20 protein-coding genes, 3 tRNA genes and 1 pseudogene are annotated in these 26,286 nt (G+C 72.6%); 11 read left to right on the top strand and 13 right to left on the bottom strand.

From position 1 onward, the window contains the following. Nucleotides 1-2: 2 nt before the first annotated feature. Nucleotides 3-530, bottom strand: coding sequence for a MarR family winged helix-turn-helix transcriptional regulator (locus DEJ50_RS11740; protein WP_223837709.1), 528 nt, complete (start codon nt 528-530; stop codon nt 3-5). Nucleotides 531-648: 118 nt separating this feature from the next. Here DEJ50_RS11740 and DEJ50_RS11745 point away from each other — a divergent pair, with 118 nt between their 5' ends. From DEJ50_RS11745 to DEJ50_RS11760, 4 genes are all read left to right on the top strand, one after another. Further along, complete coding sequence (locus DEJ50_RS11745) at nt 649-1,212, top strand: NADPH-dependent FMN reductase (RefSeq protein ID WP_150207670.1); 564 nt, start codon at nt 649-651, stop codon at nt 1,210-1,212. 108 nt (nt 1,213-1,320) lie between these two features. Further along, nucleotides 1,321-1,665, top strand: a complete 345-nt coding sequence (locus DEJ50_RS11750) for a hypothetical protein (RefSeq protein ID WP_150207672.1) — start codon at nt 1,321-1,323, stop codon at nt 1,663-1,665. A 113-nt stretch (nt 1,666-1,778) separates the two neighbouring features. Then, nucleotides 1,779-2,480, top strand: a complete 702-nt coding sequence (locus DEJ50_RS11755) for a hypothetical protein (RefSeq protein WP_223837710.1) — start codon at nt 1,779-1,781, stop codon at nt 2,478-2,480. Then, nucleotides 2,471-2,544, top strand: a tRNA-Lys gene (locus DEJ50_RS11760). The genes DEJ50_RS11755 and DEJ50_RS11760 overlap by 10 nt, the downstream gene beginning before the upstream one ends. Before the next feature lie 72 nt (nt 2,545-2,616). Here DEJ50_RS11760 and DEJ50_RS11765 read toward each other — a convergent pair. Then, nucleotides 2,617-3,849 carry a M6 family metalloprotease domain-containing protein gene (locus DEJ50_RS11765; protein WP_150207674.1) on the bottom strand — a complete coding sequence of 411 codons (1,233 nt, stop codon included), beginning with the start codon at nt 3,847-3,849 and terminating at the stop codon, nt 2,617-2,619. A gap of 335 nt (nt 3,850-4,184) precedes the next feature. On the opposite strand from DEJ50_RS11765, the gene DEJ50_RS11770 reads away from it, so the two are divergent. The 3 genes from DEJ50_RS11770 (at nt 4,185) to DEJ50_RS35205 (ending at nt 8,803) form a co-directional block, all read left to right on the top strand. After that, nucleotides 4,185-5,993 (top strand): putative bifunctional diguanylate cyclase/phosphodiesterase, encoded by a 1,809-nt coding sequence (locus tag DEJ50_RS11770; protein WP_150207676.1) that lies wholly within the window; start codon nt 4,185-4,187, stop codon nt 5,991-5,993. Between the two features lie 87 nt (nt 5,994-6,080). Continuing rightward, on the top strand, nt 6,081-6,509 hold the full coding sequence (locus DEJ50_RS11775; RefSeq protein WP_150207678.1) for a hypothetical protein: 429 nt from the start codon (nt 6,081-6,083) through the stop codon (nt 6,507-6,509). Beyond that, nucleotides 6,506-8,803: a caspase domain-containing protein gene (locus DEJ50_RS35205; protein ID WP_150207680.1), complete on the top strand. Its 2,298-nt coding sequence runs from the start codon at nt 6,506-6,508 to the stop codon at nt 8,801-8,803. Before DEJ50_RS11775 ends, DEJ50_RS35205 begins: the two co-directional genes overlap by 4 nt. 76 nt (nt 8,804-8,879) lie before the next feature. Here the strand turns inward: DEJ50_RS35205 and DEJ50_RS11785 are convergent, their stop codons facing one another. Together DEJ50_RS11785 and DEJ50_RS11790 are read right to left on the bottom strand one after the other, a co-directional pair. Then, entirely contained in the window at nt 8,880-10,565 is a 1,686-nt protein-coding gene (locus tag DEJ50_RS11785) for a glycosyl hydrolase family 18 protein (RefSeq protein ID WP_150207682.1), read from the bottom strand. A gap of 265 nt (nt 10,566-10,830) precedes the next feature. After that, complete coding sequence (locus tag DEJ50_RS11790; RefSeq protein WP_150207684.1) at nt 10,831-11,919, bottom strand: LLM class flavin-dependent oxidoreductase; 1,089 nt, start codon at nt 11,917-11,919, stop codon at nt 10,831-10,833. Nucleotides 11,920-12,179: 260 nt separating this feature from the next. Between DEJ50_RS11790 and DEJ50_RS11795 the strand changes: the two genes are divergently transcribed. Together DEJ50_RS11795 and DEJ50_RS11800 are read left to right on the top strand one after the other, a co-directional pair. After that, complete coding sequence (locus DEJ50_RS11795) at nt 12,180-12,938, top strand: IclR family transcriptional regulator (RefSeq protein WP_150207686.1); 759 nt, start codon at nt 12,180-12,182, stop codon at nt 12,936-12,938. Nucleotides 12,939-13,011: 73 nt separating this feature from the next. Next, nucleotides 13,012-13,085: transfer RNA gene (locus DEJ50_RS11800), tRNA-Lys, on the top strand. A gap of 7 nt (nt 13,086-13,092) precedes the next feature. On the opposite strand, the gene DEJ50_RS11805 is transcribed toward DEJ50_RS11800, so the two are convergent. Beyond that, the gene (locus DEJ50_RS11805; protein WP_223837711.1) at nt 13,093-14,208 is read right to left on the bottom strand and encodes an AI-2E family transporter; all 1,116 of its coding nucleotides are present in this window, start codon (nt 14,206-14,208) and stop codon (nt 13,093-13,095) included. Nucleotides 14,209-14,384: 176 nt separating this feature from the next. On the opposite strand from DEJ50_RS11805, the gene DEJ50_RS11810 reads away from it, so the two are divergent. Then, nucleotides 14,385-15,245 carry a DMT family transporter gene (locus DEJ50_RS11810; RefSeq protein WP_150207690.1) on the top strand — a complete coding sequence of 287 codons (861 nt, stop codon included), beginning with the start codon at nt 14,385-14,387 and terminating at the stop codon, nt 15,243-15,245. Here the strand turns inward: DEJ50_RS11810 and DEJ50_RS11815 are convergent. The 4 genes and pseudogenes from DEJ50_RS11815 to DEJ50_RS11830 all read right to left on the bottom strand — a co-directional run bounded on the left by DEJ50_RS11815 (nt 15,205) and on the right by DEJ50_RS11830 (nt 21,912). After that, nucleotides 15,205-16,950, bottom strand: a complete 1,746-nt coding sequence (locus DEJ50_RS11815; protein WP_150207692.1) for an AMP-binding protein — start codon at nt 16,948-16,950, stop codon at nt 15,205-15,207. The two genes, DEJ50_RS11810 and DEJ50_RS11815, sit on opposite strands and share 41 nt — an antisense overlap. Nucleotides 16,951-16,975: 25 nt before the next feature. After that, nucleotides 16,976-17,584, bottom strand: coding sequence for a lytic polysaccharide monooxygenase (locus DEJ50_RS11820; RefSeq protein WP_150207694.1), 609 nt, complete (start codon nt 17,582-17,584; stop codon nt 16,976-16,978). Nucleotides 17,585-17,800: 216 nt separating this feature from the next. Then, nucleotides 17,801-18,502, bottom strand: a pseudogene (locus tag DEJ50_RS35590) (SPFH domain-containing protein); the annotation flags it as partial. A 1,946-nt stretch (nt 18,503-20,448) separates the two neighbouring features. After that, nucleotides 20,449-21,912, bottom strand: coding sequence for a peptidoglycan-binding protein (locus DEJ50_RS11830; RefSeq protein WP_150212067.1), 1,464 nt, complete (start codon nt 21,910-21,912; stop codon nt 20,449-20,451). A gap of 177 nt (nt 21,913-22,089) precedes the next feature. Here DEJ50_RS11830 and DEJ50_RS11835 point away from each other — a divergent pair. After that, a tRNA-Lys gene (locus DEJ50_RS11835) sits at nt 22,090-22,163 on the top strand. A gap of 88 nt (nt 22,164-22,251) precedes the next feature. On the opposite strand, the gene DEJ50_RS11840 is transcribed toward DEJ50_RS11835, so the two are convergent. From DEJ50_RS11840 to DEJ50_RS11855, 4 genes are all read right to left on the bottom strand, one after another. Beyond that, entirely contained in the window at nt 22,252-22,908 is a 657-nt protein-coding gene (locus tag DEJ50_RS11840; RefSeq protein WP_150207696.1) for a class F sortase, read from the bottom strand. 9 nt (nt 22,909-22,917) lie between these two features. Further along, a complete protein-coding gene (locus DEJ50_RS11845) occupies nt 22,918-23,595 on the bottom strand; it encodes a hypothetical protein (RefSeq protein WP_223837713.1) in 678 nt (225 codons plus the stop codon). A gap of 109 nt (nt 23,596-23,704) precedes the next feature. Beyond that, nucleotides 23,705-24,484: an HAD-IIA family hydrolase gene (locus tag DEJ50_RS11850; protein ID WP_150207698.1), complete on the bottom strand. Its 780-nt coding sequence runs from the start codon at nt 24,482-24,484 to the stop codon at nt 23,705-23,707. A gap of 89 nt (nt 24,485-24,573) precedes the next feature. Then, nucleotides 24,574-26,130: an alkaline phosphatase family protein gene (locus DEJ50_RS11855; protein WP_223837714.1), complete on the bottom strand. Its 1,557-nt coding sequence runs from the start codon at nt 26,128-26,130 to the stop codon at nt 24,574-24,576. Nucleotides 26,131-26,286: the final 156 nt, after the last annotated feature.

Here is a 26,286-nt window from a genome sequence, read left to right on the forward strand (position 1 = left end):
GGTCAGGAGCGCCACGGGGGGTTGTCGGAGAGGTTCTCGGAGAGGGACTCGCCGATGTCGGCCAGGGCTTGCAGCTGGTCGGGGGTGAGGACGTCGATCAGGTGGCGGCGGACCGAGTCGACGTGGTGGGGGGCCGCTGCCGCGATCGTGGACCAGCCGGCCTCGGTGAGGACCACCTCGGCGCCGCGGCCGTCCTCGGCCACGTCCTCGCGGCGGACCAGGCCGCGCTGTTCCATCCGGGTGAGCTGGTGGGAGAGCCGGCTGCGGGACCACAGCATGCGTTCCGCCAGACCGCTGATCCGGCGGCGCCGGCCGGGGCTCTCGCTGAGCCTCGACAGGACGTCGTAGTCGGCTTCGGAGAGGCCGCTCTGCCGGCCCATATCGCGTGCGATCTCCGCGTTGACCAGGGGAAACATCCGCCGCCAGGCGAGCCACGCGCGCCGTTCGGAATCGGTGAGCCAGCGCGGTTCGGACTGGGGCTCGGGCTCGGGTCGGGGGGCTTCGGGCACGTGGGGGGCATCGGCCGTCATGCGATCCACTCTAAATCTCAGTAGGTGATATGTCACCTAGGTGGTTGACACGTCATCCACCCCCGGGTTTTATGAGTGACACATCAACTATCCAACTCGCCCGAGAGGCCTGCCTGCCATGCCGCGCCTGCACATCGTGTCCACCAGCACCCGCCCCGTCTCCCTCGGCCGCCCCCTCGCCTCCTGGGCCGCCGGCATCGCCGCCGAGCACGGCGGCTTCGAGGTCAACCCGGTGGACCTCGCCGAGATCAACCTGCCCTTCCTCGACGAGCCCGAGCAGCCCGCCGCCCGCGCCTACGTCCACCCCCACACGCACACGTGGAGCGCCCTGGTCGAGTCCGGGGACGCCCTCGTCTTCGTGCTGCCGATGTACAACGGCAGCTTCACCGCCCCGCTGAAGAACGCCATCGACTTCCTCTACCACGAGTGGAAGGGCAAGGCGGTCGGCCTGGTCAGCTACAGCGCCGGCCCCACCGGCGGCGCCCCGGCAGCCGCCGCCATCCGCCCCGTGCTCCAGCGGCTCGGCACCCGGCTCGCCGAGCAGGACGTCGCCGTGCCCGGCATCACCGGCCTGGTCGGCGAGGACGGCACCTTCACCGCGCCGGAGGGTCTCGCCGACGAGCTGACCGCCGTCCTGGACCAGCTGGCCAAGCTGCTCACCGAGGAGCCCGTCGGCGAGTGACCGGCGCCCGCGCGGGCGGTCTTGCGCGGCGTTGGACAATGGAAGGTGGCCCGGAAAAGCAGGCAGGACACGACGCCGCCGGTGGACAGCGAGCGCAGGAGGACACGTATGGCAGAGCCCGAGCGGACCGAGCGAAGGCTGCGGCCCGCACCGCTGCTCTTCGAGCCCTCGGAAGCCGCCGCGGACCCGGAGCACTTCTTCGATCTGGAGTCCATCGAGGACCCCGGGGAGCTGCTGGCCCGTGCCACCGAGCTGACCCTGGCGTTCCGGGCGGCGCAGGACCGGGCGATGGAGTTCCAGGCGGTGGCCGCGGCCCAGCTGGCCGATCCGCGGCGGTTCGACCGGCTGTCGCCGGCGGTGATCGCGGCGCGGGCCGAGTGGACCGAGGACTACGCCGAGAAGATGATCGAGTTCGGCCAGGACCTGCTGCGCGGGGCCCCCGAGCACCCGTAGCCCTGGCATATGCGCGGCGCAAGATACTCCACCCGACCCGACCTTGTCTCCATTTCCCCCGGATTCCTGTAACTCGGCGCAACGGTACGTGCACAGCGGGTACATGTGGTGTCATGACGACGACGCTCACGACGGATTCCGGTTGTCCCGTCCACGGCACCGCGGGAGCCGCGGCGGCCCGGGGAGCCGCAGGGGTCAAGAGGGCAGCGCGAGCGACACACGCCCCGTCGGCCGGCTGGGTCACCCCGCAGGGGGCGGCCTGGCTCGCGTCCGCGTCGGCGTATCCGCGGAGCACGCTCGCCCTCTGGCAGGGGCAGCCCGAATCACCCGCGGTACTGCCCTGCGGGACCGTCTTCGACATCGTCAACGTGCCCGTGGTCTTCGGGCGGCGCATGCTCGGCCTGCTGTGGGGCGAGGGGCCGGGCTCCGGGCCGGTCGCCGTGCACCGGGGCCGGATGCTGCTGTTCGCCGCACCCGGGACCGCCCAGCGGCTGCCCTCACTGCTGGACTGGCTGGGGGACCCCCCGACCAAGTCGGGGGGAGAGTGGGGGGACGCGGTGCCCGCGCCGCTGTGCCACGGCCGGGGGGACGCCGTCACCGTCCCGGCCCTGACGCCCGGGCCCGGCCCGTCCCGCTGGCTGGTCGCGCCGGACGGCCCGCCGTCCTGGCTGCCGGGGGCCGAGGCGCTGCTGTGGGCCTGTATGCGGGCGGCCCGCGCCACCACCTCGCCGGACCCGACGGCGGACCTGCAGGTATCGATTTTTCCTACGGCGGATCGTGATGCTAAGGTCTACGACGTCAGCAGGCGCCGCTAGCTCAGTTGGTTAGAGCAGCTGACTCTTAATCAGCGGGTCCGGGGTTCGAGTCCCTGGCGGCGCACAGACGGAAGAAGGCCTCCGCTCGTCAGAGCGGGGGCCTTCTTCGTGTTCCCGGACCCGCCTCCCGAAGCCGCTACGTGGTGATCTTGACCGTGTAGGCGCCGGACTGGGTGCGGTCCGCCACCTCGATGGTGATCCGCTCCCCCGGCACCGTGTACGTCTCCCCCACCTCCAGCGGCGCGTCCGCCAGCGGCGGATAGACCGAGCGGTCCCAGCACGCCTCGGTGTCCGGATGCGCGTCCAGCACCTCGATCGGGCCGCCGCCGGAGGCCGCCTCGTTGCGGACCCGGTAGACCAGCACCCCTTCCGTACAGGTGTCCCCGTCGTTGCCGGCCGAGCCGCGCGCCTCCACGGCGATGGCGCTGCCCGGGCCGGTACGGACCACCGCCAGCCGGGTGCCTCCGGTGCCGCCCCGCGGCACCGCCTCGGCGAGCGGCTGAAGGGTGTGCAGGGAGGTGCCGCTCTGTACGCAGTCCACCTGGTCGGTGGTCAGCCAGCCCAGCTTCCACTTGTGCCAGGCGAAGAGGTCGGGAGCCATGCCGAACTGGCTGCCCATGACATCCCAGTCGCCGACGTAGGTGTCCCAGTCGCCCTTGCCGTCGGTCGGCCGGTGGTAGAGGTCCGGCAGGTCGAAGACATGGCCGGTCTCGTGCGCGAGCACGTTCCGGTCCGGCGGGTGCTGCTCGAAGACGGTGACGATCCGGCGGAGCTCGGTGCCGTCCGCCCGGATCGGCCGGTCGAAGTTGACGACCTTGGTGGCGTCCGAGTCCACCCCGGGGGCGTCCGGGTCGGCCACGAAGTACACGATGTCGTACGCCGAGAAATCCACCGACCGGTCCGCGGTGACCACCGCGTCCCGCAGGTAGGCGGCCCGGTCGTCCGGGTCCCAGTCACGCTGTATCCCGTACTCGGTGGAGGTCTTGGGCATCTGCACCCACTCCTTCTGCGGGTGCGGGACCAGCTTGAACCTGCCGTAGGAGGCCCGCTCGAAGAAGTCGCTGGTGACCGGGAAGTAGTCGGCGGTCAGCTCCTCCGGGGTGGTCTTCGGGCGGGCGTCGGGGAAGGACAGGAAGACCATGACCGCGTTGAGGCGGCGTTCCGGCTTGGGGTAGGCGCGGTTCCAGGTGTCCACGCCCAGGGAGTGGTGTGCGGCCGTACGCGTCAGGGCGCACGGGCCGGCGCTGTTGTCGGCAGCCGCGGGTCCCGCGACGAGAGACATGGCGGCGAGGGCCGTCAGCGAGGTGAGGGACGCCGCCGCGCTGCGCATACGACGGTCCACTCCCCCGGGTGTCTGCTGTCGCGGCACATCGACCTCCGGTGGGTGGATTCGACCTATCTCCTCCACCTTGCGGCGATTTTCCTACTTATGTCCTGTTCCGGTGCCCCACATGAGTGAGCGCACCCCGCGGACCACCTCGCACACACCCGAACGGAACATTACGAAGCGTCACGACCGATCACGGGGATGACCGCTGCGTTCACAGCCGCGCAGAAACGATCGAGCGCGAGGCGGCGCGCTTGCCGTCAGCACACCGAAGTACCGTGTCCAGGACGGCGACGCCGCTGGATAGGGCCTCCCGGCTGCCTCTATGATCGGCACACTTTCCTGCGCGGACATCACGAGCACTGCGGGAGCGAACGGTGAGCGGAACCTCAGAAGGAACCGGTTCGGCGGCCGACAGCATCCGACCGACCACTACAGAGCGTGAACTGCGCGACTACCGAGCGGCCTTCAACGCGGCCCATCTGGCGATGGCCGTCGTCGACCGGGACGGTTTTGTCGTGGCCGCGAACGACGCTCTCGGCGGACTGCTCGGCACCGATCCGCACGCCCTGATCGAACAGTCGGCGGCCGATCTGGTGGACCTGGCGGCCGAGGCCCGGACCTGGCAGGCCTACCGGGAGGTGCTGCGCGGCCGGCAGGCCAGGCTGCGCTGCACCCGGCGGCTCAAACACCCGGACGGGCACACGCTGTGGACGGAGGTCACGCTGGGCCCCGTACCGGGCACTCGGGACGTGCTGCTGTCCGTGGCCGACATCAGCGACCGGCGCGATCTCCAGGCCCGGCTCCGGCATCTGCAGATGCACGACCCGGTCACCCGGCTGCCCAACCGGGCACTGTTCTTCGAACGGCTGTCGGCCGCCCTGGAGGCCTCCTCGTACGAATACGGCGGCACCGGCCGGATCGGTCTCTGCTACCTGGACCTGGACGGGTTCAAGGCGGTCAACGACACCCTGGGACACCGGGTCGGCGACCGGCTGCTGACGGCGGTGGCGGCCCGGCTCTCCCAGTGCGCGGACCAGTCCGGGTACGGGCGGACCGGCGGGCACCTGGTGGCCCGGCTCGGCGGTGACGAGTTCGCCGTACTGGTGGAGGACTCCACGGGCACCGAGGAGCTGGTCGACCTGGCCCGGTCCGTACTGGCCGCCGTACAGGAGCCGTTCGAACTGTCCGGGCAGCGGCTGTCGGTGTCGGCGTCCATCGGGGTGGTCGAACGGGCCGCCGCAGGAACCTCGGCGACCGGGCTGATGCAGGCCGCCGACACCACGCTGTACTGGGCGAAGGCGGACGGCAAGGCCCGCTGGACACTGTTCGATCCGGAGCGCAACGCCCACCGGATGACGCGCCAGGCGCTCTCCAGCACCCTCCGGCCGGCCGTGGAGCGGGGCGAGTTCGAGCTGGAGTACCAGCCGCTGGTCGACCTGGAGAGCGGGGTGGTGCGCGGGGTCGAGGCGCTGGTCCGGTGGAATCACCCGCAGTTCGGGCTGCTGACGCCGAATCGGTTCATCGGAATTGCGGAAGAGGACGGCTCCATCGTCCAGCTGGGCCAGTGGGTACTGCGCACGGCCTGCCGGCAGGCCCGGCGCTGGCAGATCGAACACCCCAGTGATTCCCCGGTGTTCGTGTCCGTGAACGTGGCGGTGCGGCAGGTGTGGGACTCCGATCTCGTCGGGGACGTGGCGGAGATCCTCGCCGAGACCGGGCTGGCTCCGCAGCTGCTGCAGCTGGAGCTGACCGAGTCGGCGGTGATGGGCTCGGCGGGACGCCCGCTCCAGGCCCTGCAGGCACTCAGCGACATGGGCGTACGGATCGCCATCGACGATTTCGGCACCGGCTACTCCAACCTGGCCTACCTCAGCCGGCTCCCGGTCTCGGTGCTCAAGCTGGACGGCTCCTTCGTCCGTGGCTTCCGCTACGAGGAGGGCACCCACCCCAACCCGGCCGACGAGACCATCGTGGAGGCCCTGGTCCAACTCGCGCACCGGCTCGGCCTCACGGTCACGGCCGAATGCGTGGAGACGGCCGGCCAGGCCGCCCGGCTGCGGCGGGTGGGCTGCGACACCGGCCAGGGCTGGCTGTACTCCCGGGCGGTGGCCCCGGACCGCATCGCCGAAATGATCGGCGCCCGCCCCGGGGCATGCGCGCGGGACCGGGCGGTGCCAGACTGACATCAGGGGACTATGCCGCCGACCGGCGGGAACGGGGCCGCTGACCGGCGGGAACGGGAGCCATCCGGAACAAGCGGGCGAGCAGCCGTGACCAGTCAGGTGACCAGTCAGGTACGGATCACTGTCGGACATGCAGTCGGAGCAGACGGAACCGAGTCGCTGCACGACGAGGTGGCGGTCCTGCGCGAGGACCTGCTGCTGCTGGACGTGGAGCGGGTGGGGCACCCCGAGGCCGGTCCGGCCCCGGCCGGCACCCGCGGCGCCGCGGCCGAGCTCGGCAACGTCCTGCTGGTGACCCTGCCGCCCGCGCTGCCGCTGCTGGAGAGCCTGGTCAGAGCCGTCCGGAACTGGCTGGGGCGCGCCGGAGACGCGCGGAGCGTCGTCCTGGAGATCGACGGGAACCGGCTGGAGCTCACCGGTATCCGCAGCGAGGAACAACGGCGCCTGACCGAGGTGTGGATCGCTCGCTGCACGGAGAAGACCGGCGGACGGGAGCACGAGCGGGAGGAGTCATGACCGGGCCGGGCAGGCACGCGCTGGTCGTGGTGACCAGCCGGTACGAGGACGTGGGACTGGGTGCCCTGCGGGCGCCCGTGCAGGACGCGGCGGGACTCGCCGATGTGCTGGGTGACCCCACGGTCGGTGATTTCGACGTGGAGGTGCTGACCGACCCCACCGTCCAGCGGCTGCGCATCGCGGTGGAGGACTTCTTCGCCGACCGGTCCACCAGGGACACCCTGCTGCTGCACTTCTCGTGCCACGGGGTGAAGAACGCCGCGGGCAAGCTCTTCCTCGCCGCCGCCGACACCTACCGCAACCGGCTGGCCGCGACCGCCGTACCGGCCGAGTACGTGAGCGGTCTGATGCTGGAGAGCCGCGCCCAGCGTGCGGTCCTGCTCCTGGACTGCTGTTACGCGGGAGCGTTCGAGCGGGGGATGATCGCCCGGGCGGGCGCGACGGTCGAGGTCCAGGAGAGCTTCCACGACCTGGAGCGCACCGGCGGGAAGCGCGGACGTGCGGTCTTCACCGCCTCCAGTGCCCTGGAATACGCCTTCGAGGGCGACCAGCCGGTGCCCGGGGGCGAACCCGGGACGGCTCCCGGGGACGGTCCGTCGTTGTTCACGGGCGCCCTGGTGGAGGGGCTGCGCAGCGGCGATGCCGACCTCGACCACGACGGCGAGGTCGGCATGTCCGAGCTGGCGGACTACGTCAACGAGCGGATCCGGGAGCTGACCCCGCACCAGACCCCGCAGCTGTGGCTGTTCGGCAGCCAGGGCGACCTCACCATCGCGCACACCGGCCGCCGGCGGGCCGTCGCCACCGACCTCCCGACCCCGCTCGCCGACGCCGTCCGCTCCGACAGCCGGGAGCGGAAGCTGTGGTCGGTCGAGGACCTGGGCACCCTGCTGTGCGGCCCGGACGTGGGCGTGGCGCTCGCCGCCCACATCGCCCTGTCCGAGCTGGCCGCCGACGACAGCCGCCGGGTGGCCGAACGCGCCACCCGCGCCCTGGCGCTGGCCGCTCCCCGGGTGGACACCCCGGCCCTGCGGGTGGCGGCGGCCGAGCCGGCCGTGGTGAAGGTGGCGGGCCCGCCGATCGTCCTCGCCACGCTGGAGGCCAGGACGGACCCGTGGCTGAAGGTCCGGTACGTGGACGGTGGCATCGAGCTGGTGCCGGAGGAGACGGAACGGGGGCACCACGAGGGGACGGTCCAGCTGCGGACGGCGACCGGGGAACTGGCGATCGCGGTGGCGACGCCGGAGGAAGCGGAGGCGACCGGCGAGGCGGCGGTCGCGGCGCAGACCGGGAGCGGCGGGCCGGCGGTGCGGCAGCAGGACACGGTGCAGCAGGAACCGGAGCAGCGCGAGCAGGAGCGGCGGGAGCCGGAGCGGGAACCCGAACAGCAGGAGCGGGAGCAGCGCGAGCCGGAGCAGGTGACGCCGCTCATGGCCGCCGGGACCGAAGCCGCCGCGGCGGCTCCTCCCCTCAGCCCATGGCCCTTCCTGTTCTCGGCCGCAGCGATGCTGGCGGCGCTGTCCTTGCCCTTTTACGAAAAGGTCGAGGCGAAGCGGTACCCCATGTGGCTCTCCTCGCCGTACTGGTACTGGCCGCTGGGCTGGGTCGGCACGAGCATGCTCGTGCTGGCGATCCTCAGCACCATCACGTGCTCCACGGCCGGCGTCCTCGTCCTGCGCCGGTCCGCTGTCGTCCGGCGACGGGCCGTGCGCGTGTGGTGCGGCACGCTCGCGACGCTGACCGTCTACGCGATGGTGGCGCTCTGGGTCTTCGCCTCGGTCCTCAGAAAGGACTTCGACGCCGGCCTGGGCTTCCTCGCCTTCGTCATGGGCGGCCTGCTCCAAGCCTGGGGAGCGGTTCAGCTCAGGCTGGCGGCCGTCCCCCGCCCGCCGGACCGCACCGATCCGCACTCGCTCCGGCCGTGCACGCTCGCGGCGGTGTTCACGAGTCTGACCCTGGCGATTCCGCTGGGTTCCGGTGGTCCCGCGTGGCAGCTCATCGCGCTGCTGGAATGGAGCGGTGCCCGCCAGGCGGCGAGCGCCGTGATCCTGCTGAGCGCGGTCGTCAACGCGGCGATGGCGGTCCACGCGTGGGACGGGCACTCGGTCGCCCGGCTGCGCGGAGTGCTCTGGTGGTACGGCACCCTGGCCCTGCTGACCCTGGGGGCGACGGTCTACTTCTGGTCGGTGCTCAAGGGCCAGGCCGGACTCGGCCAGTACCTGCTCACCCTCGGCTGCGGCCTCCAGCTCTGGACCGCGGTCACCCTCTGGCTCGACAAACCGGCCACCGCCTGATGGGGTCCGGGCACACCACCGCCCCCTGCCTGGTCAGAGCAGGGGGCGGTGGGTCGCTCGGCGCGAGGTGGGGGGATCAGCAGGCGCCGAGGTCCTTCCAGACACCCCATTCACCGGTCGTGCCCGGCGTCTCGTTCTGGGTCCACCACTGGGCCTTGTACTTGCGGCCGTTGTGGGAGACCTCGCTGCCGCCGGTGTAGACGGTGCCTGCGACATAGGCCGGGAGCGAGCCGCAGCCGGTGGTCGGCGGGGTCGTCGGCGGCGTGGTCGGAGGCGTCGTCGGCGGGGTGGTGGGCGGCGTCGTCGGGGGCTGGGTGGTGCCGCCGAGGGCGTCGTTGATCTGGTTCAGCAGCGTGGTGTTGCTGTCCAGGCCGAGGAGCGAGTACATCATCGCGCCGGCCAGGCCGCGCTGCTTGCCGTAGTCCACCCGGGCCTGGATGGACTTCTGGTTCAGGCCGGTGAAGAACTCGCCGTCCTTGTAGAAGTACGAGGACTTCGACTGGTCGTCCCAGAAGGTGGTCGCCGGGTTGTCGACGATCCCGCCGAGCTCCTTGTAGTGGGCGATGCCGGCCTGCTGGCTGAGCGGGCGGGCGCCGGACGCACCGGTGGCGCTCTGGGCGAGGCCGTTGGCCGTCCCGGCGGGGACGCCCTTCCAGCCGCGGTAGTAGAACTCGTAGCCCAGGGTCAGCTTGTTGGCGGGGAAGCCGCCCGCGATGCCGTAGGCCGGGTTGCCGTCGATCCAGGAGTCGATGGCGTTGTCGATCGAGTACTTCTCGGTGCCCGGCGCGATCGGGTCGGTCGGGTCGGCCGCGGACGGGTACAGCGGGGACTGGTGGTACGTCGGCCCGTCGCCGTCCCAGGCGCCGTGCATGTCGTACGTCATGATGTTCGCGTAGTCCAAGTACTGGCCGATCTTGTCGGTCTCGATGTACTTGATCTTGTCCTGGCCGGCCGGGAGGGCGGCGGTCAGCAGGTACTTCTTGCCGCCGTTGGCCGCGCCCTCGGCGTCGAGCTGCTTGCGGAACTCCTGGAGCAGCAGGGTGAAGTTCTGCTTGTCCTCGGGGCCGTAGTGGTTGCCCAGGTGGCCGCCGGAGGAGCCGGGGTACTCCCAGTCGATGTCGATGCCGTCGAAGATGCCCGCCGCGGTGCCGGGGCCGCCGAAGCCGCCCTCCACCGGGAGGTCGCCCTTGATGTACTGCTTGATGCAGGAGGCGACGAACTTCTTGCGGGAGGCGTCGGTCTTGGCCGCGTCGTGGAAGTACTTGGAGTAGGTCCAGCCGCCCAGCGAGATGTTGATCTTCAGGTGCGGGTACTTGGCCTTCAGTTCCTTGAACTGGTTGAAGACGCCCACGATCGGCTGGTCCCACTTGTCGGCGACCCCGTCGACGCTGTCGGCCGCGCTGAAGGACTTCTGGTAGTCGGCGTAGCTGTCGCCCGCGCCGTCCCCGGCGTTGGGGTTGTTGTCGTCGCCCGCCGCCTTGTTGGCTTCGAAACAGGTGAGCTCGGTGGGGTGGATGTTGCCGAACGAGTAGTTGACGACGTCCAGCTTGCTCGCTATGCCCCGGGTGTCGAGGTGCTTGGGGTAAAAGGCGTTCCCGTACACGCTCCACTGGTCGTAGTACGCGATGCGCACGCCGCCGGCGGAGGCGGTGGTGGAGGTGTCCGCGGCCTGGGCGGTGCCGAGGCTCGCAAAGGTGGCCAGCGCTCCGGCGGCGAGCGCCGCGGTGGTCGCAGCCGCGACGAAGGGTTTACGGATGTGCATGAACAGCCTCCGGAGGTGGGGAGGGAGGATGTGACGGCCCGGGTGGGAGAAGAGATAGCGATCACGGCAAGGCCGCGTCAATGGTTTGAGCCAAACCCCGACTAAACAAGGACTAGACCAGTTGGGCCATAATTTCCCAAGTCAGAGGCCTGAGGGCGCATCAGAAATCGCTCGCCACCCCCGGTGACGAGCGACTTAAGACTCTCTTGAGGAGGCCCCGCGCAAGACTTCGGCAATAAACCAGCCAAACCCCGTTCATCTCCCGTCAGCCGAGCGGAATTTCCCCCTCCGGCATCCCGTACGCATCTGCGACGAGCGCGTACGAGCGCAGCCGGGCGGCTCCGCCGTGGGCGTTCGCGGTCAGCATCAGCTCGTCCGCGCCGGTCCGCGCCGCCAGTGCGTCGAGTCCCGCCCGGACCTCCTCCGGGGTGCCGTGGACCACGTTGGCGAGCCAGCCGTCCACGAACTCCCGTTCCGCCGCGGTGAAGGGGTACCCGGCCGCCTCCTCCGGGGTCGGGATCAGCCCGGGCCGGCCGGTACGCAGCCGCAGCATCGACAGGGCGCCGGTCAGCACCTGGGCCCGGGCCTCGGCCGCGTCCTCGGCGGCCAGCGCGGACACCCCGATGACGGTGTAGGGGGCGTCGAGCACCGCCGAGGGCCGGAAGCTCTCCCGGTACAGCCGGAGCGCGGGCAGGGTGCCGGCCGCCGAGAAGTGGTGGGCGTACGCGAAGGGCAGGCCGAGTTCCCCGGCGAGGCGGGCGCTGAACCCGGAGGAGCCGAGCAGCCAGAGCGGCGGGCGGGCCGTGGGCCCCTGGACCGGGCCGGGCACGGCGTGCACGCGGGCGTACGGATGGCCGTCGGGGAAGTCGTCGTCGAGGAACCGGGTGAGCTCGGCGAGCTGCCGGGGGAACTCCGCCGCCTCGGCATCGGGCCGGGCGGTCCCGCGGAGCGCGGCGGCGGTGCGGCCGTCGGTCCCGGGGGCGCGGCCGAGGCCGAGGTCGATCCGTCCCGGCGCGAGCGCCTCCAGGGTGCCGAACTGCTCGGCGATGGCCAGCGGGGCGTGGTTGGGCAGCATCACCCCGCCGGAGCCGAGCCGGATCCGCCGGGTGTGGGCGGCGAGGTGGGCGAGGATCACGGCCGGGGAGGAGCTGGCGACCCCGGGCATGGAGTGGTGTTCGGCCACCCAGTGGCGGTGGAATCCGCGGGATTCGGCGAGTTGGGCCAGCTCGACGCTGGTCCGCAGGGAATCGTGGGCCGTACTGCCGCTGCCGACGGTGGCCAGATCCAGTACCGACAGGGGAACCGGCGCGGTTCCGCGGGCGGTCCCGCGGATCGGGTCCCGCACGTCACTCATCGTTGCTCCCGTCTCAGTTCCTACACGGTTTCCGGTCTGTCCCTACCGTCCGGTAGGGCGTACGAAGGTGTCGAACAGGAGGTGACCGCCGGGCATTCCCGGCACACGGGACAGGGGGCGTGACCTTGGCATATGCCAGTGGAGTAGATCCCGGCCAGAGGGTCTGATTGAGCCATCAATCTCATCAACAGGCGCTCCGCGTGGGCCTCTTGATGGCTATCGTGGTAGGGCAAGCGGTAACAACCTGGTAGGGGGAAACCGTGGCGCTGAAGCCCGAGCCGACCGCGCCGTTCCACTCGGTGCAGTACGCCCTGCGCGTGCTGGAAACGATCGGACGGCACCACAGTGGCGTGACCGATACGCAGATCACCCGCGAAACGGGCCTGCCGGCCGCCCACCTCGCCCCCATGCTGCTCATGCTGCGCCGCGAGGGCTATGTCCTCCAGGTGTCGGACGGCGCGTACGCGATAGGCGACTCGCTGGTGCTCCTCGGCTCCGGGGTCGACCGCCAGCAGGCGCTGCAGGCCAAGCTGCAGGAGACCCTGGACCGGCTGCGCGACTCCGTCGGCGCGGCCGTCTACATCAGCCGGTATGTGGACGGCGAGGTCCGCATCACCCAGTTCGCGGACAGCCCCCGCACCCCGAAGGTGCACGAGTGGGTCGACTTCCGCTCGGCCGCCCATGCGAGCGCCGTGGGCAAGTGCCTGCTCACCCAGCTCGACGTGAACGGCAGGCGCGACCACCTCTCCCGGCACAAGATCGCCCGGCTCACCTCGAAGACGATCACCAGCGAGCGCATCCTGTTCTCGAAGCTGGACAGCCAGCCGGCCACCGTGCCGGTGCTGGACCTCCAGGAGTACGCGGTGGGCACGGTCTGCGCGGCGGTGCCGATCACTGCGGGCGCCTCGGTGGGCTGCCTCGCCCTGTCCCTGCCCGTGGAACACGCGCACCGGCTGCGGGCCGCGGCGGACGCGCTGAACCGGAAGGCCGCGCCCCTGCTGCTGTCGCTGACTCTCTGAGCTGCAGGGTCGCCTCTGAACTGCATGGTCGGAAGCACCCCTCGGGACCAGGTAGTATTTTCTCTGTCAGCAGGCGCCGCTAGCTCAGTTGGTTAGAGCAGCTGACTCTTAATCAGCGGGTCCGGGGTTCGAGTCCCTGGCGGCGCACCTGATCTCAGGGCGGTTCCGGTTCACCGGAACCGCCCTGAGTGTTTTCACCAGCGGTTTTCCCAGGTGGCGGGCCGGGTGGCGGGCGCAGGGCGGTGCGGACCGACCAGACCACGGAGACCAGCGGCACCGCCACCACCGCTCCGACGATCCCCGCCGCGGTCGCCCCGGCCAGCACCGAGATCGCCACCACCAGCGGGTGCAGCCGTACCGCCCAGCTCATCACCAGCGGGTGCAGCAGATGCCCCTCGATCTGCCCGATGATCACGATCAGCCCGATCACGATGGCCGCGACCAGCGGCCCCTTCGCCGCGAGGGCGACCACCGCGGCCACGGCCAGCGCGACCGGCGAGCCCACCAGCGGGACGAACGCGGCGAAGAACTCCAGCAGCGCCAGCGGCACGGCGAGCGGTACGCCGAGGAAGTACAGGGCCACCCCGACCAGGACCGCATTCGTGGCGGCCACCAGCACGATGCCGTGGGTGTAGCCGGTGAAGGTGCGCCAGGCCGCCCGGCCCGCCGTGTCCCAGCGGCTGCGTTCCGGGCCGGGCAGCTGATCACAGAACCAGGCCCACTGACGGTGCCCGGAGTGGATGAAGAAGACGGCCGTGAACAGGGCCAGGGCCAGCACGGCCAGCACGTGCACCAGGTGGCTCGCGCCGCTGACCGCCGTACTGACCACGGTCGAGCGGTGGCGGGAGAGGTACTGGCCGATCCGCGACTGGACGTCGGTCAGCACCTCCGGGTTCAGCCGGAACGGCGGCCGTTCCAGCCACTCCTCGATGCTGTCCAGGCCCTCCCGGAACTCCCGGGTCAGGGTGGTGGTCTGGCCGGCCACCGCCTCGCCGACCAGCGCCAGCACGGCCAGGACCAGCGCAATGCCGCCGAGCAGGGTGACGGCGACCGCGAGTCCGCGCGGCACGCCGCCCCGGGTCACCAGGTCGGCGACCGGTCTCAGCAGGGCCGTGGCGACCAGGCCCAGGAAGAGCCCGACCCCGATCTCGTGGAAGCGGCCCAGGACGGCGAAGCCCGCGTAAACCGCCGCACCGACGACCAGCAGCCGCCAGGCGAGCGCGGCGGCGGTACGGAGCAGGGGCGGGACATGCGGTTTGGCAGGCGGCACGGCAGGCGGTCCGGTGGGCGGTCCGGCAGGCGGGGGGGTCGAGCGGTGGCCGGGGCTGCATGCCCTTCCCCGTACCACCGGCGGGCCGCCCGGCCACGGCCCGCCGGGCAGATTCGCCCGACCGGGGTGCCGGGCCCCGGCGTGCGGTGGGCGCCGGGCGCGGTCAGGATCGGCCCATGGGCTTCGTGCTGCCGGTCCTCGCCGCGCTGTTCGCCGCGTGCAGCAATGCGCTGGCCACGGTGCTCCAGCGGCGGGCCGCCCTCACGGTGCCGCAGAGCCGCGGGTTCCGGCCGGGGCTCGTCCTGGACCTGGTGCGCCGCCCGGTGTGGCTGGTGGGGATGTTCGCGGTGGTGGCGGCCGGGGTGGGCCAGGCGGTGGCCCTGGCGACCGGCCCGCTGTCCCTCGTACAGCCGCTGTTCGTGCTGGAGCTGCCGCTGGCGTTGCTGATCGCCTCCCTGTTCGCGCGGCGGCACCTGCCCCGTGCCCAGTGGCTGGCGGTGGCCGCCGTGGTGGTCGGGCTGGGGGTGACGCTGGTGGCGCTGGCGCCCACCGGGAACCGGACCGACGTACCGCTGGACCGGTGGATCCCCACGCTGGCCGCGGGCGGCGGTGCCGTGGTGGCGCTGGCCGCGGCCGGGCTGCGGCACCCGCCGGGCCGGATGCGGGCGGCCTGTCTGGGCCTGGCCACCGCCCTCTGCTACGCGCTGACGGCCGCACTGATGAAGTCGGCGGTGCACGCCCTCGACGGGGGCGGACCGGAGGCGTTCCTGACCGCCTGGGAGACGTACGGCCTGGTCGTGACGGGCATCGCGGCGCTGCTGCTGTTCGAGCACGCCATGCAGGGCGGCCCGCTGGTCGCGTCCCAGCCGGCGCTGACGCTGGGCGACGCCGGGACCGGCCTGGTGCTGGGGGTGCTGTTGTACGAGGAGCACGTCCGGACGGGGTGGTGGCTGCTCCCGGCCCTGCTGGGGGTGGTGCTGATCACGGCAGGGGTATTCACGCTGGCGCGCAGTTCCCCGCCGGAGGGGGTGGACTGAGGTGCGGGCCGCCCTGGTCGAGGAGGCCGGTCCGGCCGTGCTCCGCGTAGGCGGCGAGCAGGGCGTCCAGGGCCGGGGCGTCGAGCCGGGTGTACCCGGGGGCGCCGGGCGGGCGGTGCCAGACCGGGTCGGGGGCGCAGCCGAATCCGGCCCGGCGCAGGGCGGCCCGGTGGACCTTGTTGGTGGCGGTGACGGGCATGGCCGGGACGATGCGGACGTAGCGGGGTGCCATCTTGGTGCCGAGGTCGGGCTGGGCGGCGAGGAAGGCGGCGAAACCGGCCGGATCGAAGACTGCGCCGGGCCGGAGCGCGAGTGCGGCCATCACCTGGTCCCCCGCCGCTTCGTCGGGTACCGCGTAGACGGCGGCTGCCGTCGCGTCCGGCCACCGGGCGAGGATGTTCTCGATCATCGCGGCGGCCAGGTTCTCGCTGTCCACCCGGAGCCGGTCGTCGGTGCGGCCGGCGAAGTAGAGGAAGCCTTCGGGGTCGCGGAAGAAGAGGTCTCCGGTCCAGTACCAGCCGTCCCGGGTGCGGGCGGCCTCCGCCTCCGGGTTGCGCCAGTAGCCCTCGAAGAGGCTGCGGCCCCGGTTGACCAGTTCACCGATGGCCTGTTCGCCGTTGAGGAGCCGGCCGGCCCCGTCCAGCCGGGCCGGCGGGCATTCGGCGCCGGTGTCCGGGTCGACGACCGCCAGGTCCTCGCCGGGGGCGGCCCGGCCGAGCGCGGCCGGCGGGGTCTGGGGGCTGCGCTGGAGGGAGGCGCCGCCCTCGGTCGCGCCGTAGCCCTCCACCAGCCGTACCCCGAACCGCTCGGCGAACCGGGCAGCGTCCACCGCACCCGCCTCGGTGCCGAAGCCGAGCCGGAGCGGGTTGTCCCGGTCGTCCGGGCGGGGCGGGGTGGCGAGCAGGTACTGCACGGCCCGCCCGACGTAGGTGAAGTAGGTGGCCCCGTGGGCGCGTACGTCGTCCAGGAACTCGGAGGCCGAGAAGCGGCGGCGGAGCGCCACGCCGGCCCCGGCGGCCAGCGCGGGCAGCCAGTCCGCGATCACCGCGTTGCCGTGGAACATCGGCATGCAGATGTAGTGGACGTCGTCGGGGGTGACGGAGAAGTGCCGGGCCAGGGAGCTGCCGGCGGCGGCGAGCCGGCCCTGGGAGCAGACCGCGGCCTTGGGCGCGCCGGTGGACCCGGAGGTGAAGTAGAGCAGCAGCCGGTCCCCGGGGGCCGGGGCCCGGCCGCGGACCGTCGCCTCGCCCGGTTCGGCGTCCGCGTACGGGGCGAGGAGGTCGGCGTACTCCTCGCCGTCCGTCACCAGGATGCGTACGCCGGGCAGGTCGAGGCCGCGGAGCAGGGGCAGGTGGGCGCGTTCGGTGACGAGGATCCGGCAGTCGGTGTGCAGGATGTCGCGGGCCAGCTCGGGGCCGCGGCGGGTGGGGTTGATCCCGGCCGCGGCGGCCCCGGCGAGGGCCGCCGCGCCGAGCCAGAAGGGGAACTCGGGGGTGTTGTCGAGGAGCAGTCCGAGGTGCGGTTCCGCGCCCTTCGGGAGCAGGTCGGCGAGGAGCGCGGCGCGCGCGGCGGATTCCCGGGCGGCCCGGTGGTGGCTGAGGACGGTGGTCCCGTACCTCAGCCCGGGCCGGTGATCGCCCCACTGCCGTGCGATGAGCTCCGCTACGGTCCCTGCCGTCTGTACCGTCCCTGCCCGTGTCCGCATGGGCGGAACGGTAACTGACGACTCGTCAGAACTGAACGTCGGAGCAGGCGTAGAAGGCGTTCGCGGTGTCGTTGATGGTCCAGACGGCGAGGATCAGATGCCGGCCCGATTTACCGCTGGGCAGCTGGCCCTGGTGGGTGAAGGTCATGGGCGGGCGGGCGCCGTTGTAGGCCACGGTCAGGAAGGGCTGGGATTCGAGCGAGGCGCGGGTGAGGGGCTTGGTGGGGTCCCAGCCGTTCTTGGTGACGTAGTACTTGAAGTCGGTGGTGGAGTGGTTGGCGGTGAACTGCCACCGGAAGGTGTGGTTCTGGCCGCTGGTGAGCCGGGTGGTGGGCCAGGCGCCGCCGCGCGGGTTGTCCAGCTCGGCGAACTGGGTCAGACCGGCGGAACAGATCCTGCCGTCCGCCGGGCCGGCCGCCGGGAAGCCCTTGAGCCCCTCGACGCTCTGCGGCTCCCACTGGATGGCGCCGCAGTCGGGGACGGTCTTGTTGGCGCAGAGCTTCTGGCGGCTGATGGGGCTGTCGGTGTAGCCGTGGCCGGAGGCGTTGGGGGCGATGAGGAGGGAGGCCCCGGCTATGAGGCCGAGGCCGAGCGCGGCGGCGCCGGCCCGTCTGGCGGTACGGGTGTTACGCATGATGCTCCTTGGACGTGGGGGGAGTTCCGTGAGCGTGCGCACGCGTGGGGATGAAATCTCAGGTCTAGACCAAGTCCCAGATTATTGACGGGAGTTGGCCATGTCCAGACCAACCGGAGAACCGGGGGTTCGCAGCGGAACGGAACCGGAACGGAACCGCCCCCGCCGGGGGCGGAGGCGGGGGCGGTTCCGTTCCGGACGGGGCTCGGCGGGGGCCTACTCCCCCCGGCCGGTGTAGAAGGCGACTGTGAGGTCCTTGACCAGCGCCTTGCGCTCGTAGTCGTCGAGCTCGACCAGCCCGCGCGAGGTCAGCCGGTTCACGGTGTCGTCGACCGCATCCACCACCGAAGTGAGCACGCTGTCCCGGTGCTTGGCGTCGATCGCGGCGATCCGGCGGCGCCGCATGGCCGCCGCGACCTCCGGGGCGTACTCGATCCGGGTCGGCTGTGCCGAGAACACCTCGATCCCGACCGCCTCGGTCTCGGCAGCGAGCATCCGGGTCAGCGCGTCGCCGACGGCCTCGGCATCGCGCAGGGTCGGGGCGTCCTCGTGGAAGGCGTCGGCCGGCAGCTGGGACAGCACCCGGGCCATCGCCGACTCGACCTGCTCGGCGAGGTATTCGGTGTGATCGGCGACGGCGAGCGCGGCCCGGGCGGTGTCCCGGACCTGCCACACCACCTGGACCACGACCTGGAGGGCGAGGCCGCCGGAGTCCACGGCGGGCAGCGGGTCGCTGCGCCAGTGCCGCAGGCGTACGTCGACCCGCCTGCGCAGGAGCAGGGGGCTGACCCAGACCAGTCCGGTACGGCGTACGGTCCCCCGGTACCGGCCGAACAGGGTCAGGACCCAGGCATGGCCGACCTTCCCGCGGCCGAGTCCGCCGAGGGCGAGCAGCGCGACGATGCCGAGGAAGGCGAGCGGGGGGTAGTCCTGGGCGCGGAGCCCCTGGTAGGGGTGGGGCGTCGCGCCGAACGCGGCGACCAGGGTGTCGGGGAGGGCGCCGGTCCGCCAGAGCAGGGCGGCGCATCCGGCGAGCGCGAGACCGCCGACCGCCGCGCCGGCCCAGCCGGGCAGCACGGGACCACGCCGCTCCCGCAGCCGCTCGTCCCCCCGCGGCACCCGCCGCCCGGCGGAGGACTGAGGCAACGGCGCGTTGGCCTTGGCCTTGGCTTGGGAAGCCGGCTTGGGCGCGTCGGGACGTACCCGCGCCTGCTCGCGGAACATCAGATGCACTGGGATCTCGGTGGCGGCTGCGCGGTGGCTCGGGCCGAGCCGGGGCGGGTGCGGGGTGTCGTCCCCGGTCATGCCGCGGGCGACGGCATCGGCGACGATCACCTCGACCCCGGGCCCGGGAATCCGGCCCCGCCCATCGGCCCCGGGCCACCCGATGGCCCGAACCCCGGCCACGGCCTCGGCCACCCGCCGCGGAACGGGCCCGGCGATGCCGCGCTCGGGCCCGGCAGGCCCGGACGGCTCACCGCCGGCCAGGCCCTGGGCCCGCCCGGCCTGCTCGACGAGCCCGGCGATGGGCCCGACCGGGCCCGTAAGCCCCGCCGCCACCCGCCCGGCCGCGGGCTCGGGCGGCTCCGCGCCACCCCCGGCGGACCCGGCCGGCCCGGCCGCCGCCTGCCCGGCGAGCCCGGCGCCGCACCCGGCGGGGCCGGGCGACCCGGCCGGCATCGGCTCGGCCACGCCGCGCACGGGCCCGGGGGTGCCCGCCAGCCCGGACAGCCCGTCACCCGATCCGGCACCGCCGGGCTCGGGCCCGACAGGGCCGGACGACCCTGCCGGCATCGGCTCGGCCTGACCCCCGAGCCCGGCCATGCCGCGCACGGACCCGGCAGGGCCCGCCGACGCGGACAGCGCCTGCCCGGCCATAGGCCCGGCGATCGTCCCGACAGAGCCGGCAGGCCGGGACTCCGGCCGGGCCGGCCCCTCGCCGGAGCCGGCGACGCCGGGCTCGGGCCCGACAGGGCCCTCCTGCCCGGTCAGCGCCCGCCCGGCCCCAGGGGCGGCAACCGTCCCGACAGAGTCGGCCGGGCCGACAGGCCGGGACTCCGGCCAGGCGAGCCCTTCGCCGGCTCCGGCGACACCGGGCTCGGGCCTGACGGGCCCGGACGGCCCGTCGCCGAACCCGGCCACACCACGCACAGACCCGGCAGGGCCCGCCAACCCGAACAGCGCCCGCCCGGCCGCGGGACCGGACGCGTCCGTACCGGACCCGGCGGGGCCCGCAAGCCCGGCCGAGGCCTGGCCGGCGAACCCGGCCGCAGGCCCAAACAGCCCAGCACCGGACCCCGCAATGCCGGGCTTGAGCCCGGCAGGGCCCGCCAGCCCGGACGGCGTCCGCCCGGCCACGGGGCCGGCGACCGTCCCAGAAGGGCCGGCAGGCCGGGACTCCGGCCGGGCGAGCCCTTCGCCGGGCCCGGTAGGGCCGGACGGCCCGGCCGGCATCGGCTCGGCCACGCCGCGCACGGGCCCGGCGGGGCCCGCAAGCCCGGCCGAGGCCTGCTCGGCGAACCCGGCCGCAGGGCCGAACAGCCCAGCTCCGGGCCCGGCAGGGCCCATCAGCCCGGACAACGTCCGCCCGGACGCAGGGGCGCCGGGACCGGTGCCGGACTTGGCGGCGTCGGGGAGCCGGGCCTCCGCCCGGGACGCTCCAACGAGCCCGGCAGGGCTCGGCGCGTCGGCGGGGCCGGATTGGCCCGGGAGGTCGGGGGTCGGGCGGGCAGGGGTATGGGCCCAGGGGCCCGCGGTGCCGGGGGTCGATCGTGTTTCCGCCTGCGGGATCGGCCGGACCGGCGGGCGGAGGGGCATGTTGCCCGTCGTGGAAGTCGTGCGCGTGGGGAACATCCTTGCCTCCGTCATGCGAACAGCCGTCTCCAGGTTTCCGGGCCGGGGTAGCCGTCGGCCGCGGCCCCGCGCCAGCCCTGGGCGCGCTGGAAGGCCTCGACGTTGCGGCGGTCGGCCTCGGTCCAGCGGGAGCCGGGGCCGGATCGGTAGTGCTTGCCGAAGCCCTTGTGGGCCAGCCGGCGGCCCAGCGCTTCGATCGCCGGATGGGTGCTGCCCGGCCGGAACGCGGCCCCGCCGGGATACGCCGGGGCCGGCTTCACCGGCCTGGTGCTCGGTGCCGGCGTCGACGGAGTGGGCGGGGTCGACGGGGTCGGTGTCACGGCAGGCGGCGGCGGTGGCGTCGGCGGGGTGCCCGCGCCCACCGTCGGGCGGATGTCCTTGCCCGCGCCCGTGACCAGCAGCTTCCAGGTGTCCGGCCCCGGCACCCCGTCCGCATCGGCACCGGTCCACCCCTGCGCCTGCTGGAACGCCTGGGTGGCGAGCCGGTCCGCGTCGGACCAGCGGGTGGCGGGCCCCTTGGGATAGAAGCGGGTCGCGCCGCGGTCGATCAGCATCCGGCCGAGCCGCAGCACATGCTCGTTGTCCGCGCCCGGACCGAACTTCGCCGCGCCGGGGAACGCCGTCCCGCCGACCGGCGTGGCCGTCGGGCCTCCCGGGTTCGAGTCGTCCGGGAGGATCCCGCCCACTACCCCGTTGAAACGGTACGGGAGGTATTTGTCCGCGTTCTTCCAGTAGCCGTACGGCGTCGCCAGCTTCCGCGTCGCCGGGCGCGTCTGCTCATAGGCCACGTAGTGCGACTTGGTCTCGTCGACCCAGCCGCCGAAGATCACCACATGGGAGCCCTTGTTGGGATCCGCCGGGTTGTGGAACAGCAGCATGTCCCCCGGCAGCAGCTCATCCTTGGTGATCTTCGTGGCGAACTTGTCCAGGCTGCCGGTCCATTCATTCGTCCCCAGGTTCCAGACCATCGAGACATAGCCGGAGCAGTCCTGCCGGTAGCCGTCCGACCAGTACGTGGACATGCTGTACGGGACCTGCGCGTCCAGCCACAGCTTGGCCCGGTTGATGATCGACGCCCGGTTGATCCGCTTGATCGCCGGACGCTGGCCCGGCTTGGCCGGCGGACGCGCCGGGATGCCGCGCGGGCCGTGCAGCGGCCCCTGCGTGCCCTGGGGCGTGTCCGGCTCCTCGGCTCCGGAATCGTCAGTTCTGGGCTCCCCGGCCCGGCCCGCGCCCGTGCCCACCGCTCCCGCACCAGGCGGCGGATCCGCCGTCGCCGTGGTACCGCCACCGCCCAGCACCACCCCGGCTGCCGTCATCAGGACCAGCGCGCGCCGCGCACCGTGGGCCCCGGGGTGGCCGCCGTCCCGCAGCGGTATGGCCCGCGGACCGCCCATCGCGCGGCGCCGCTGGACGCACCCCCGGCATGCACAGTCGCCCGTGGGTTCGTATTCCTCGAAGACCGGCATCTGCATCTGCGTCGTCATGCGGTTCCGTCCACTCCTCACCCATACCTGGCGCAGCGTCAGATTCGACGCGACCAAGAGATATAGTGCACGGAAAGCCCCACGAATATGGGTTAATCGGACAAGCCGGGCGTGGCTGGTTCACGAGCATCACCCGAGGTGGGGTAGAGTTTTCCTTGTCAGCAGGCGCCGCTAGCTCAGTTGGTTAGAGCAGCTGACTCTTAATCAGCGGGTCCGGGGTTCGAGTCCCTGGCGGCGCACAGACGGAAAAGGCCCCTCGCAGCAGCGAGGGGCCTTTTCGTGTCCCAGCGCAGTCCTGCCGCAGTCCTGCCGCAGTCCCGCCGCAGGTCAGCGGCGGGGGGTCGCCGTCAGGTAGGCCGAGACCACCACGTTCGCCGTGTACTCCTTCGCCACCTTGTCGTACGTACCGCCGCAGGTCACCAGCCGCAGCTCGGCCCGCCCCGGCACCCGCGGCCCGTACGCCTTGTGCGCGTCGAAGGCGCGGCGCTCGTACACCCGCACCTCCTCGATGGTGAACTCCACGACCGAGGCGTCCGCCCGGGTCACCCGCACCTTGTCACCCGGCTGGGCCGTGCTGAGCCCGTAGAACACCGCCGGCTTCGACTCCGTGTCCACGTGCCCGACCAGCAGCGCCGTGCCCGCCTCGCCCGGTTTGGTGCCGCCCGACCACCAGCCGACCACGCCCGGCCGGCCGTACGGCGGCGGCTCGATCGCACCGTTGCGGTCCAGGCCCCGGGCAATCACCGGGGCCGAGATGCCCATGGACGGTACGTCGAGCCTGTGCGGCGGCCCGCCGGCCGGCAGCGGGCTGTGGGCAGCCGGGAGGCCACGGCCGAACAGGGCGCCGGCCTGGCCCGGGCGCTCGACGGGCTTGAACTCGGTGATCTCGCGGCCCCACAGCCACAGGCCCAGTACGAGCACGGTCCAGGCGGCGACGGTCAGCAGCCGGCCCCCGCCGGAGGACCGCGGCTCGGTGTCCGTCATCGCCGTCGGTCATTCGCCGCTGCGGCGGCGCCGCAGCTTCAGCGCCCGGCCCGCCACGGCGAGGCCGGCCGCGGCGGCGAGCACCCCGCCGATCACGGTGTGCGGCAGGCTCGGGCCCTCCCGCTCCGGCTCCTTCTTCGCGGTGGCCAGCTCGGCCGCCATACCGCCGCCGCCCGCGTGCACCGGCCAGCGCGGGGTGTGGTGGGCGTCCGGGCGGTGGTGGTCAGGGCGGTGGTGGTCGGGGCGCTGGTGGTCCGGGCGGTGGTGGTCCGGCTTGTGGGGGACGATCTGCAGTGAGCCGGTGGCCTTCTCGCCGCCGTCGCAGAACGCCCGTACGGTGTGCCAGCCGGGCCGCGCATGCGTGCTGACCATCGCCTCCCCGTACAGCGGGTTGCCCCGGCCGTCGCGGCCGGACAGATCCGCATCCGCGACGAAGACGGGGGACTTCGCCAGGCCGGTGGTGCCCTTGCACCCGGTGACGCGCAGCTCGATCTGTGCCCCCGGCTCGGCGGTGGACGGAGTGGCCCACACCGTGCCGCGCTGCCCCTCCTCGGCCGGGGCGGCGGGCGCGGGCGCGGGCGCAGCCACGGCCACGGCCGGGACGGCGCAGACGACGGAAGCGGCGGAGACGGCGGTCAGGGTGACGGCCACTCCGGTGGCACGGAGAGCGAGCAGAGCAGTGCGCATCGTGAACCTCCTCGTCAGGAGGTTCGCCTGCGCCGCGCCGCTCCGCATCCGGAGCGGCGCACTACTGGCCCGTACGGGTCAGACCGTCAGACGATCAGAGGATCGGCGATCAGACGAGATCGACCAGATCGGCGATGGAGTCGACCGTCTTGGTCGGGCGGTAGGGGAACTTCTCGGTGTCCGCGCGCGTGGTCAGGCCGGTCAGCACCAGGAAGGTCTGCATGCCCGCCTCCAGGCCGGCCAGTACGTCGGTGTCCATCCGGTCGCCGATCATCGCGCTGGTCTCGGAGTGCGCGCCGATGGCGTTGAGGCCCGTACGCATCATCAGCGGGTTCGGCTTGCCCGCGAAGTACGGCTGCTTGCCGGTGGCCTTGGTGATCAACGCGGCGACCGCGCCGGTGGCGGGCAGCGGGCCCTCGGTGGACGGGCCGGTCTCGTCCGGGTTGGTGCAGATGAAACGGGCGCCGGCGTTGATCAGGCGGACGGCCTTGGTCATCGCCTCGAAGCTGTAGGTGCGGGTCTCGCCGAGGACCACGTAGTCGGGTTCGTGGTCGGTGAGCACGTAGCCGATGTCGTGCAGGGCGGTGGTGAGCCCCGCCTCGCCGATGACGTACGCGGTGCCGCCCGGGCGCTGGTCGTCGAGGAACTTGGCGGTGGCCAGGGCGGAGGTCCAGATGTTCTCGACCGGAACGTCCAGGCCCATCCGCTGCAGCCGGGCCTGGAGGTCGCGCGGGGTGTAGATCGAGTTGTTGGTCAGCACCAGGAACGGCTTGCCGGACTCGCGCAGCCGCTTGATGAAGGCATCGGCGCCGGGGATCGGAGTGCCCTCGTGGATGAGGACCCCGTCCATGTCGGTGAGCCAGGATTCGATCGGCTTGCGCTCTGCCACTGACGTTTCTCCGCTCTGACCTGTGGTCTGTACCACCACCCTATCGGGAGCGGGCCGTGGCCGCCGAGGGCGTCCACGGCCCGGACACGCTAGCCGAGGGTCACGTTGTCGACGGCCCAGTACCAGTTGTTGTTGCCGGTGTAGCGGAAGCGGATCTGTACGTCGGTGGCGCCGGCCGGGACCTGGAGGGTGACGGCCTCGGACTTGGCGATCGCGTCGGCCGTGTGGTTCTTCACCACGGTTGCGGCGCCGCCGTTGTAGGAGACCAGGACCTGTGCGGTCTGGCCGGCCTCGTGGCGGTAGTGGGTCTGGTAGCGCAGCGTCGCCGTGGAACCCGTGCTGCCGCCGGTGACCGCCCACTTGGGGGTGATCAGGGTGGAGTCGAAGGTGCCGGTGTGGGACTTGTCGTCCCACTCGTCGGAGTCGGCGACGGCGAACACGTCACGGGAACGGACGTTCAGCTCACGCCACTGGTCGCGCTGCGCCTGGGTCCAGAACTCGTCGGTGGCGAAGGACCAGCCCGCCCACTCGGTGACCCCGCCGGCGCCCATCTTCGAGTTGTCGACCGACCAGCCGGCCGGCGGGGTACGGGTGAAGCCCTTGGTACCGGCCGGGATTCCGGTTTCGTCCACCCGGGCCTGGAGGCTCGGGCGCAGGGTGTCGAAGGGGTCGCTGTCCGGGGCGTTCAGCGGTACGCCGTCCAGCCCGGCGGTGGAGACGCCGACCTGCTGGAGCGCGATCGCGGCGACGTCGGTCAGGCGGACGTCCTCACGGACCGAACCGGCGGGGATGCCGGGGCCCTTGGCGAGGACGAAGGTGCCGCGTTCGGCGATGGAGGAGCCGCCGTGGCCGCCGCCGGAGGTGTGGCCGTGGTCGGTGGTGACCAGGATCTTCCAGTTCTCCTGCGGGTACGTCGGGCGCTGCTGGACGGCGGTGAGGAGCTGGCCGACGAGGGCGTCCACGCGGGCGATGGAGTCGAGGTACTGCTGGCTGGCGGCGCCGTTGGAGTGGCCGGCGGCGTCGACCTCCCCGAGGTAGACGAAGGCGGCGTCGGGGTTGGCGGTACGCAGCTCGGTGGCGGCGGCCGAGGCGATCTTCGGGTCCTCGTTGCGGTAGCCGTCGCGGTCGCCCTTGAGGGAGAGCCGCTTGTCGACCTTCGGGGAGAAGATCGGTCCGTTCTGGTCGGTGGAGGTGATCGGCTCCCAGTCGGCAGCCGCGTAGGTGTTGAGCGCCGGGTTGGCGTTCTCGATGCGGGTCAGGAAGTCCGGGAAGGCGGTGTAGTTCTTGCCGGTGAAGGAGTTGTCCCTCACCCCGTGCTTGTCGGGCCAGACGCCGGTGGCGATCGTGGACCAGCCGGGGCCGGAGGACGTGGCGCCCATGGGGTTGGCGTAGAGGGTGCTCTTGGCGGTGAGGCCCTGGGCCATCAGGCCGTTGAGGTGCGGGGCGTTCGCCACCTTGACGCGGTCGAGGACGACTCCGTCGAGGCCGATGACGAGCACCTTGTCGGTGCCGGCGGCCTCCTGGGCGGGGGCGGGAGCGGCGCCGGCGGGGGCGGCGGCGAGGGTGGCGGCGATGAGTGCGGCGGCGGCCGGGGCGGCGAGGGCCGCGGCACGGCGGGCACGGCGTCCGGGCAGGACAGGGGGCACGTACTCCTCCTGGGAGCAAGTGAGGAGATGGGGGTGGGGACGGAGCGGGCGGGGCTTTTTTGGGGGGTGCGGGGTGGGGCTTTGGGAGGTGCGGACGTGCCGCGGGTCCGGACCGAAGGTGCGGTCTTCGGTCCAGACCCGTTATGCAAGGCACAC

This window comes from Streptomyces venezuelae (genome assembly GCF_008642295.1).
Lineage (GTDB): Bacteria > Actinomycetota > Actinomycetes > Streptomycetales > Streptomycetaceae > Streptomyces > Streptomyces venezuelae_C.

What these genes read in the sequence shown, in the direction of transcription:
- DEJ50_RS35205 (WP_150207680.1), top strand. Translation starts at nt 6,506, where the DNA reads ATGACCGGGCCGGGCAGGCACGCGCTGGTCGTGGTGACCAGCCGGTAC.
- DEJ50_RS11740 (WP_223837709.1), bottom strand. Translation starts at nt 530, where the DNA reads ATGACGGCCGATGCCCCCCACGTGCCCGAAGCCCCCCGACCCGAGCCC.
- DEJ50_RS11815 (WP_150207692.1), bottom strand. Translation starts at nt 16,950, where the DNA reads ATGCGGACACGGGCAGGGACGGTACAGACGGCAGGGACCGTAGCGGAG.
- DEJ50_RS11840 (WP_150207696.1), bottom strand. Translation starts at nt 22,908, where the DNA reads ATGACGGACACCGAGCCGCGGTCCTCCGGCGGGGGCCGGCTGCTGACC.
- DEJ50_RS11790 (WP_150207684.1), bottom strand. Translation starts at nt 11,919, where the DNA reads ATGAGTGACGTGCGGGACCCGATCCGCGGGACCGCCCGCGGAACCGCG.
- DEJ50_RS11820 (WP_150207694.1), bottom strand. Translation starts at nt 17,584, where the DNA reads ATGCGTAACACCCGTACCGCCAGACGGGCCGGCGCCGCCGCGCTCGGC.
- DEJ50_RS11755 (WP_223837710.1), top strand. Translation starts at nt 1,779, where the DNA reads ATGACGACGACGCTCACGACGGATTCCGGTTGTCCCGTCCACGGCACC.
- DEJ50_RS11785 (WP_150207682.1), bottom strand. Translation starts at nt 10,565, where the DNA reads ATGCACATCCGTAAACCCTTCGTCGCGGCTGCGACCACCGCGGCGCTC.
- DEJ50_RS11745 (WP_150207670.1), top strand. Translation starts at nt 649, where the DNA reads ATGCCGCGCCTGCACATCGTGTCCACCAGCACCCGCCCCGTCTCCCTC.
- DEJ50_RS11810 (WP_150207690.1), top strand. Translation starts at nt 14,385, where the DNA reads ATGGGCTTCGTGCTGCCGGTCCTCGCCGCGCTGTTCGCCGCGTGCAGC.
- DEJ50_RS11830 (WP_150212067.1), bottom strand. Translation starts at nt 21,912, where the DNA reads ATGCAGATGCCGGTCTTCGAGGAATACGAACCCACGGGCGACTGTGCA.
- DEJ50_RS11845 (WP_223837713.1), bottom strand. Translation starts at nt 23,595, where the DNA reads ATGCGCACTGCTCTGCTCGCTCTCCGTGCCACCGGAGTGGCCGTCACC.
- DEJ50_RS11750 (WP_150207672.1), top strand. Translation starts at nt 1,321, where the DNA reads ATGGCAGAGCCCGAGCGGACCGAGCGAAGGCTGCGGCCCGCACCGCTG.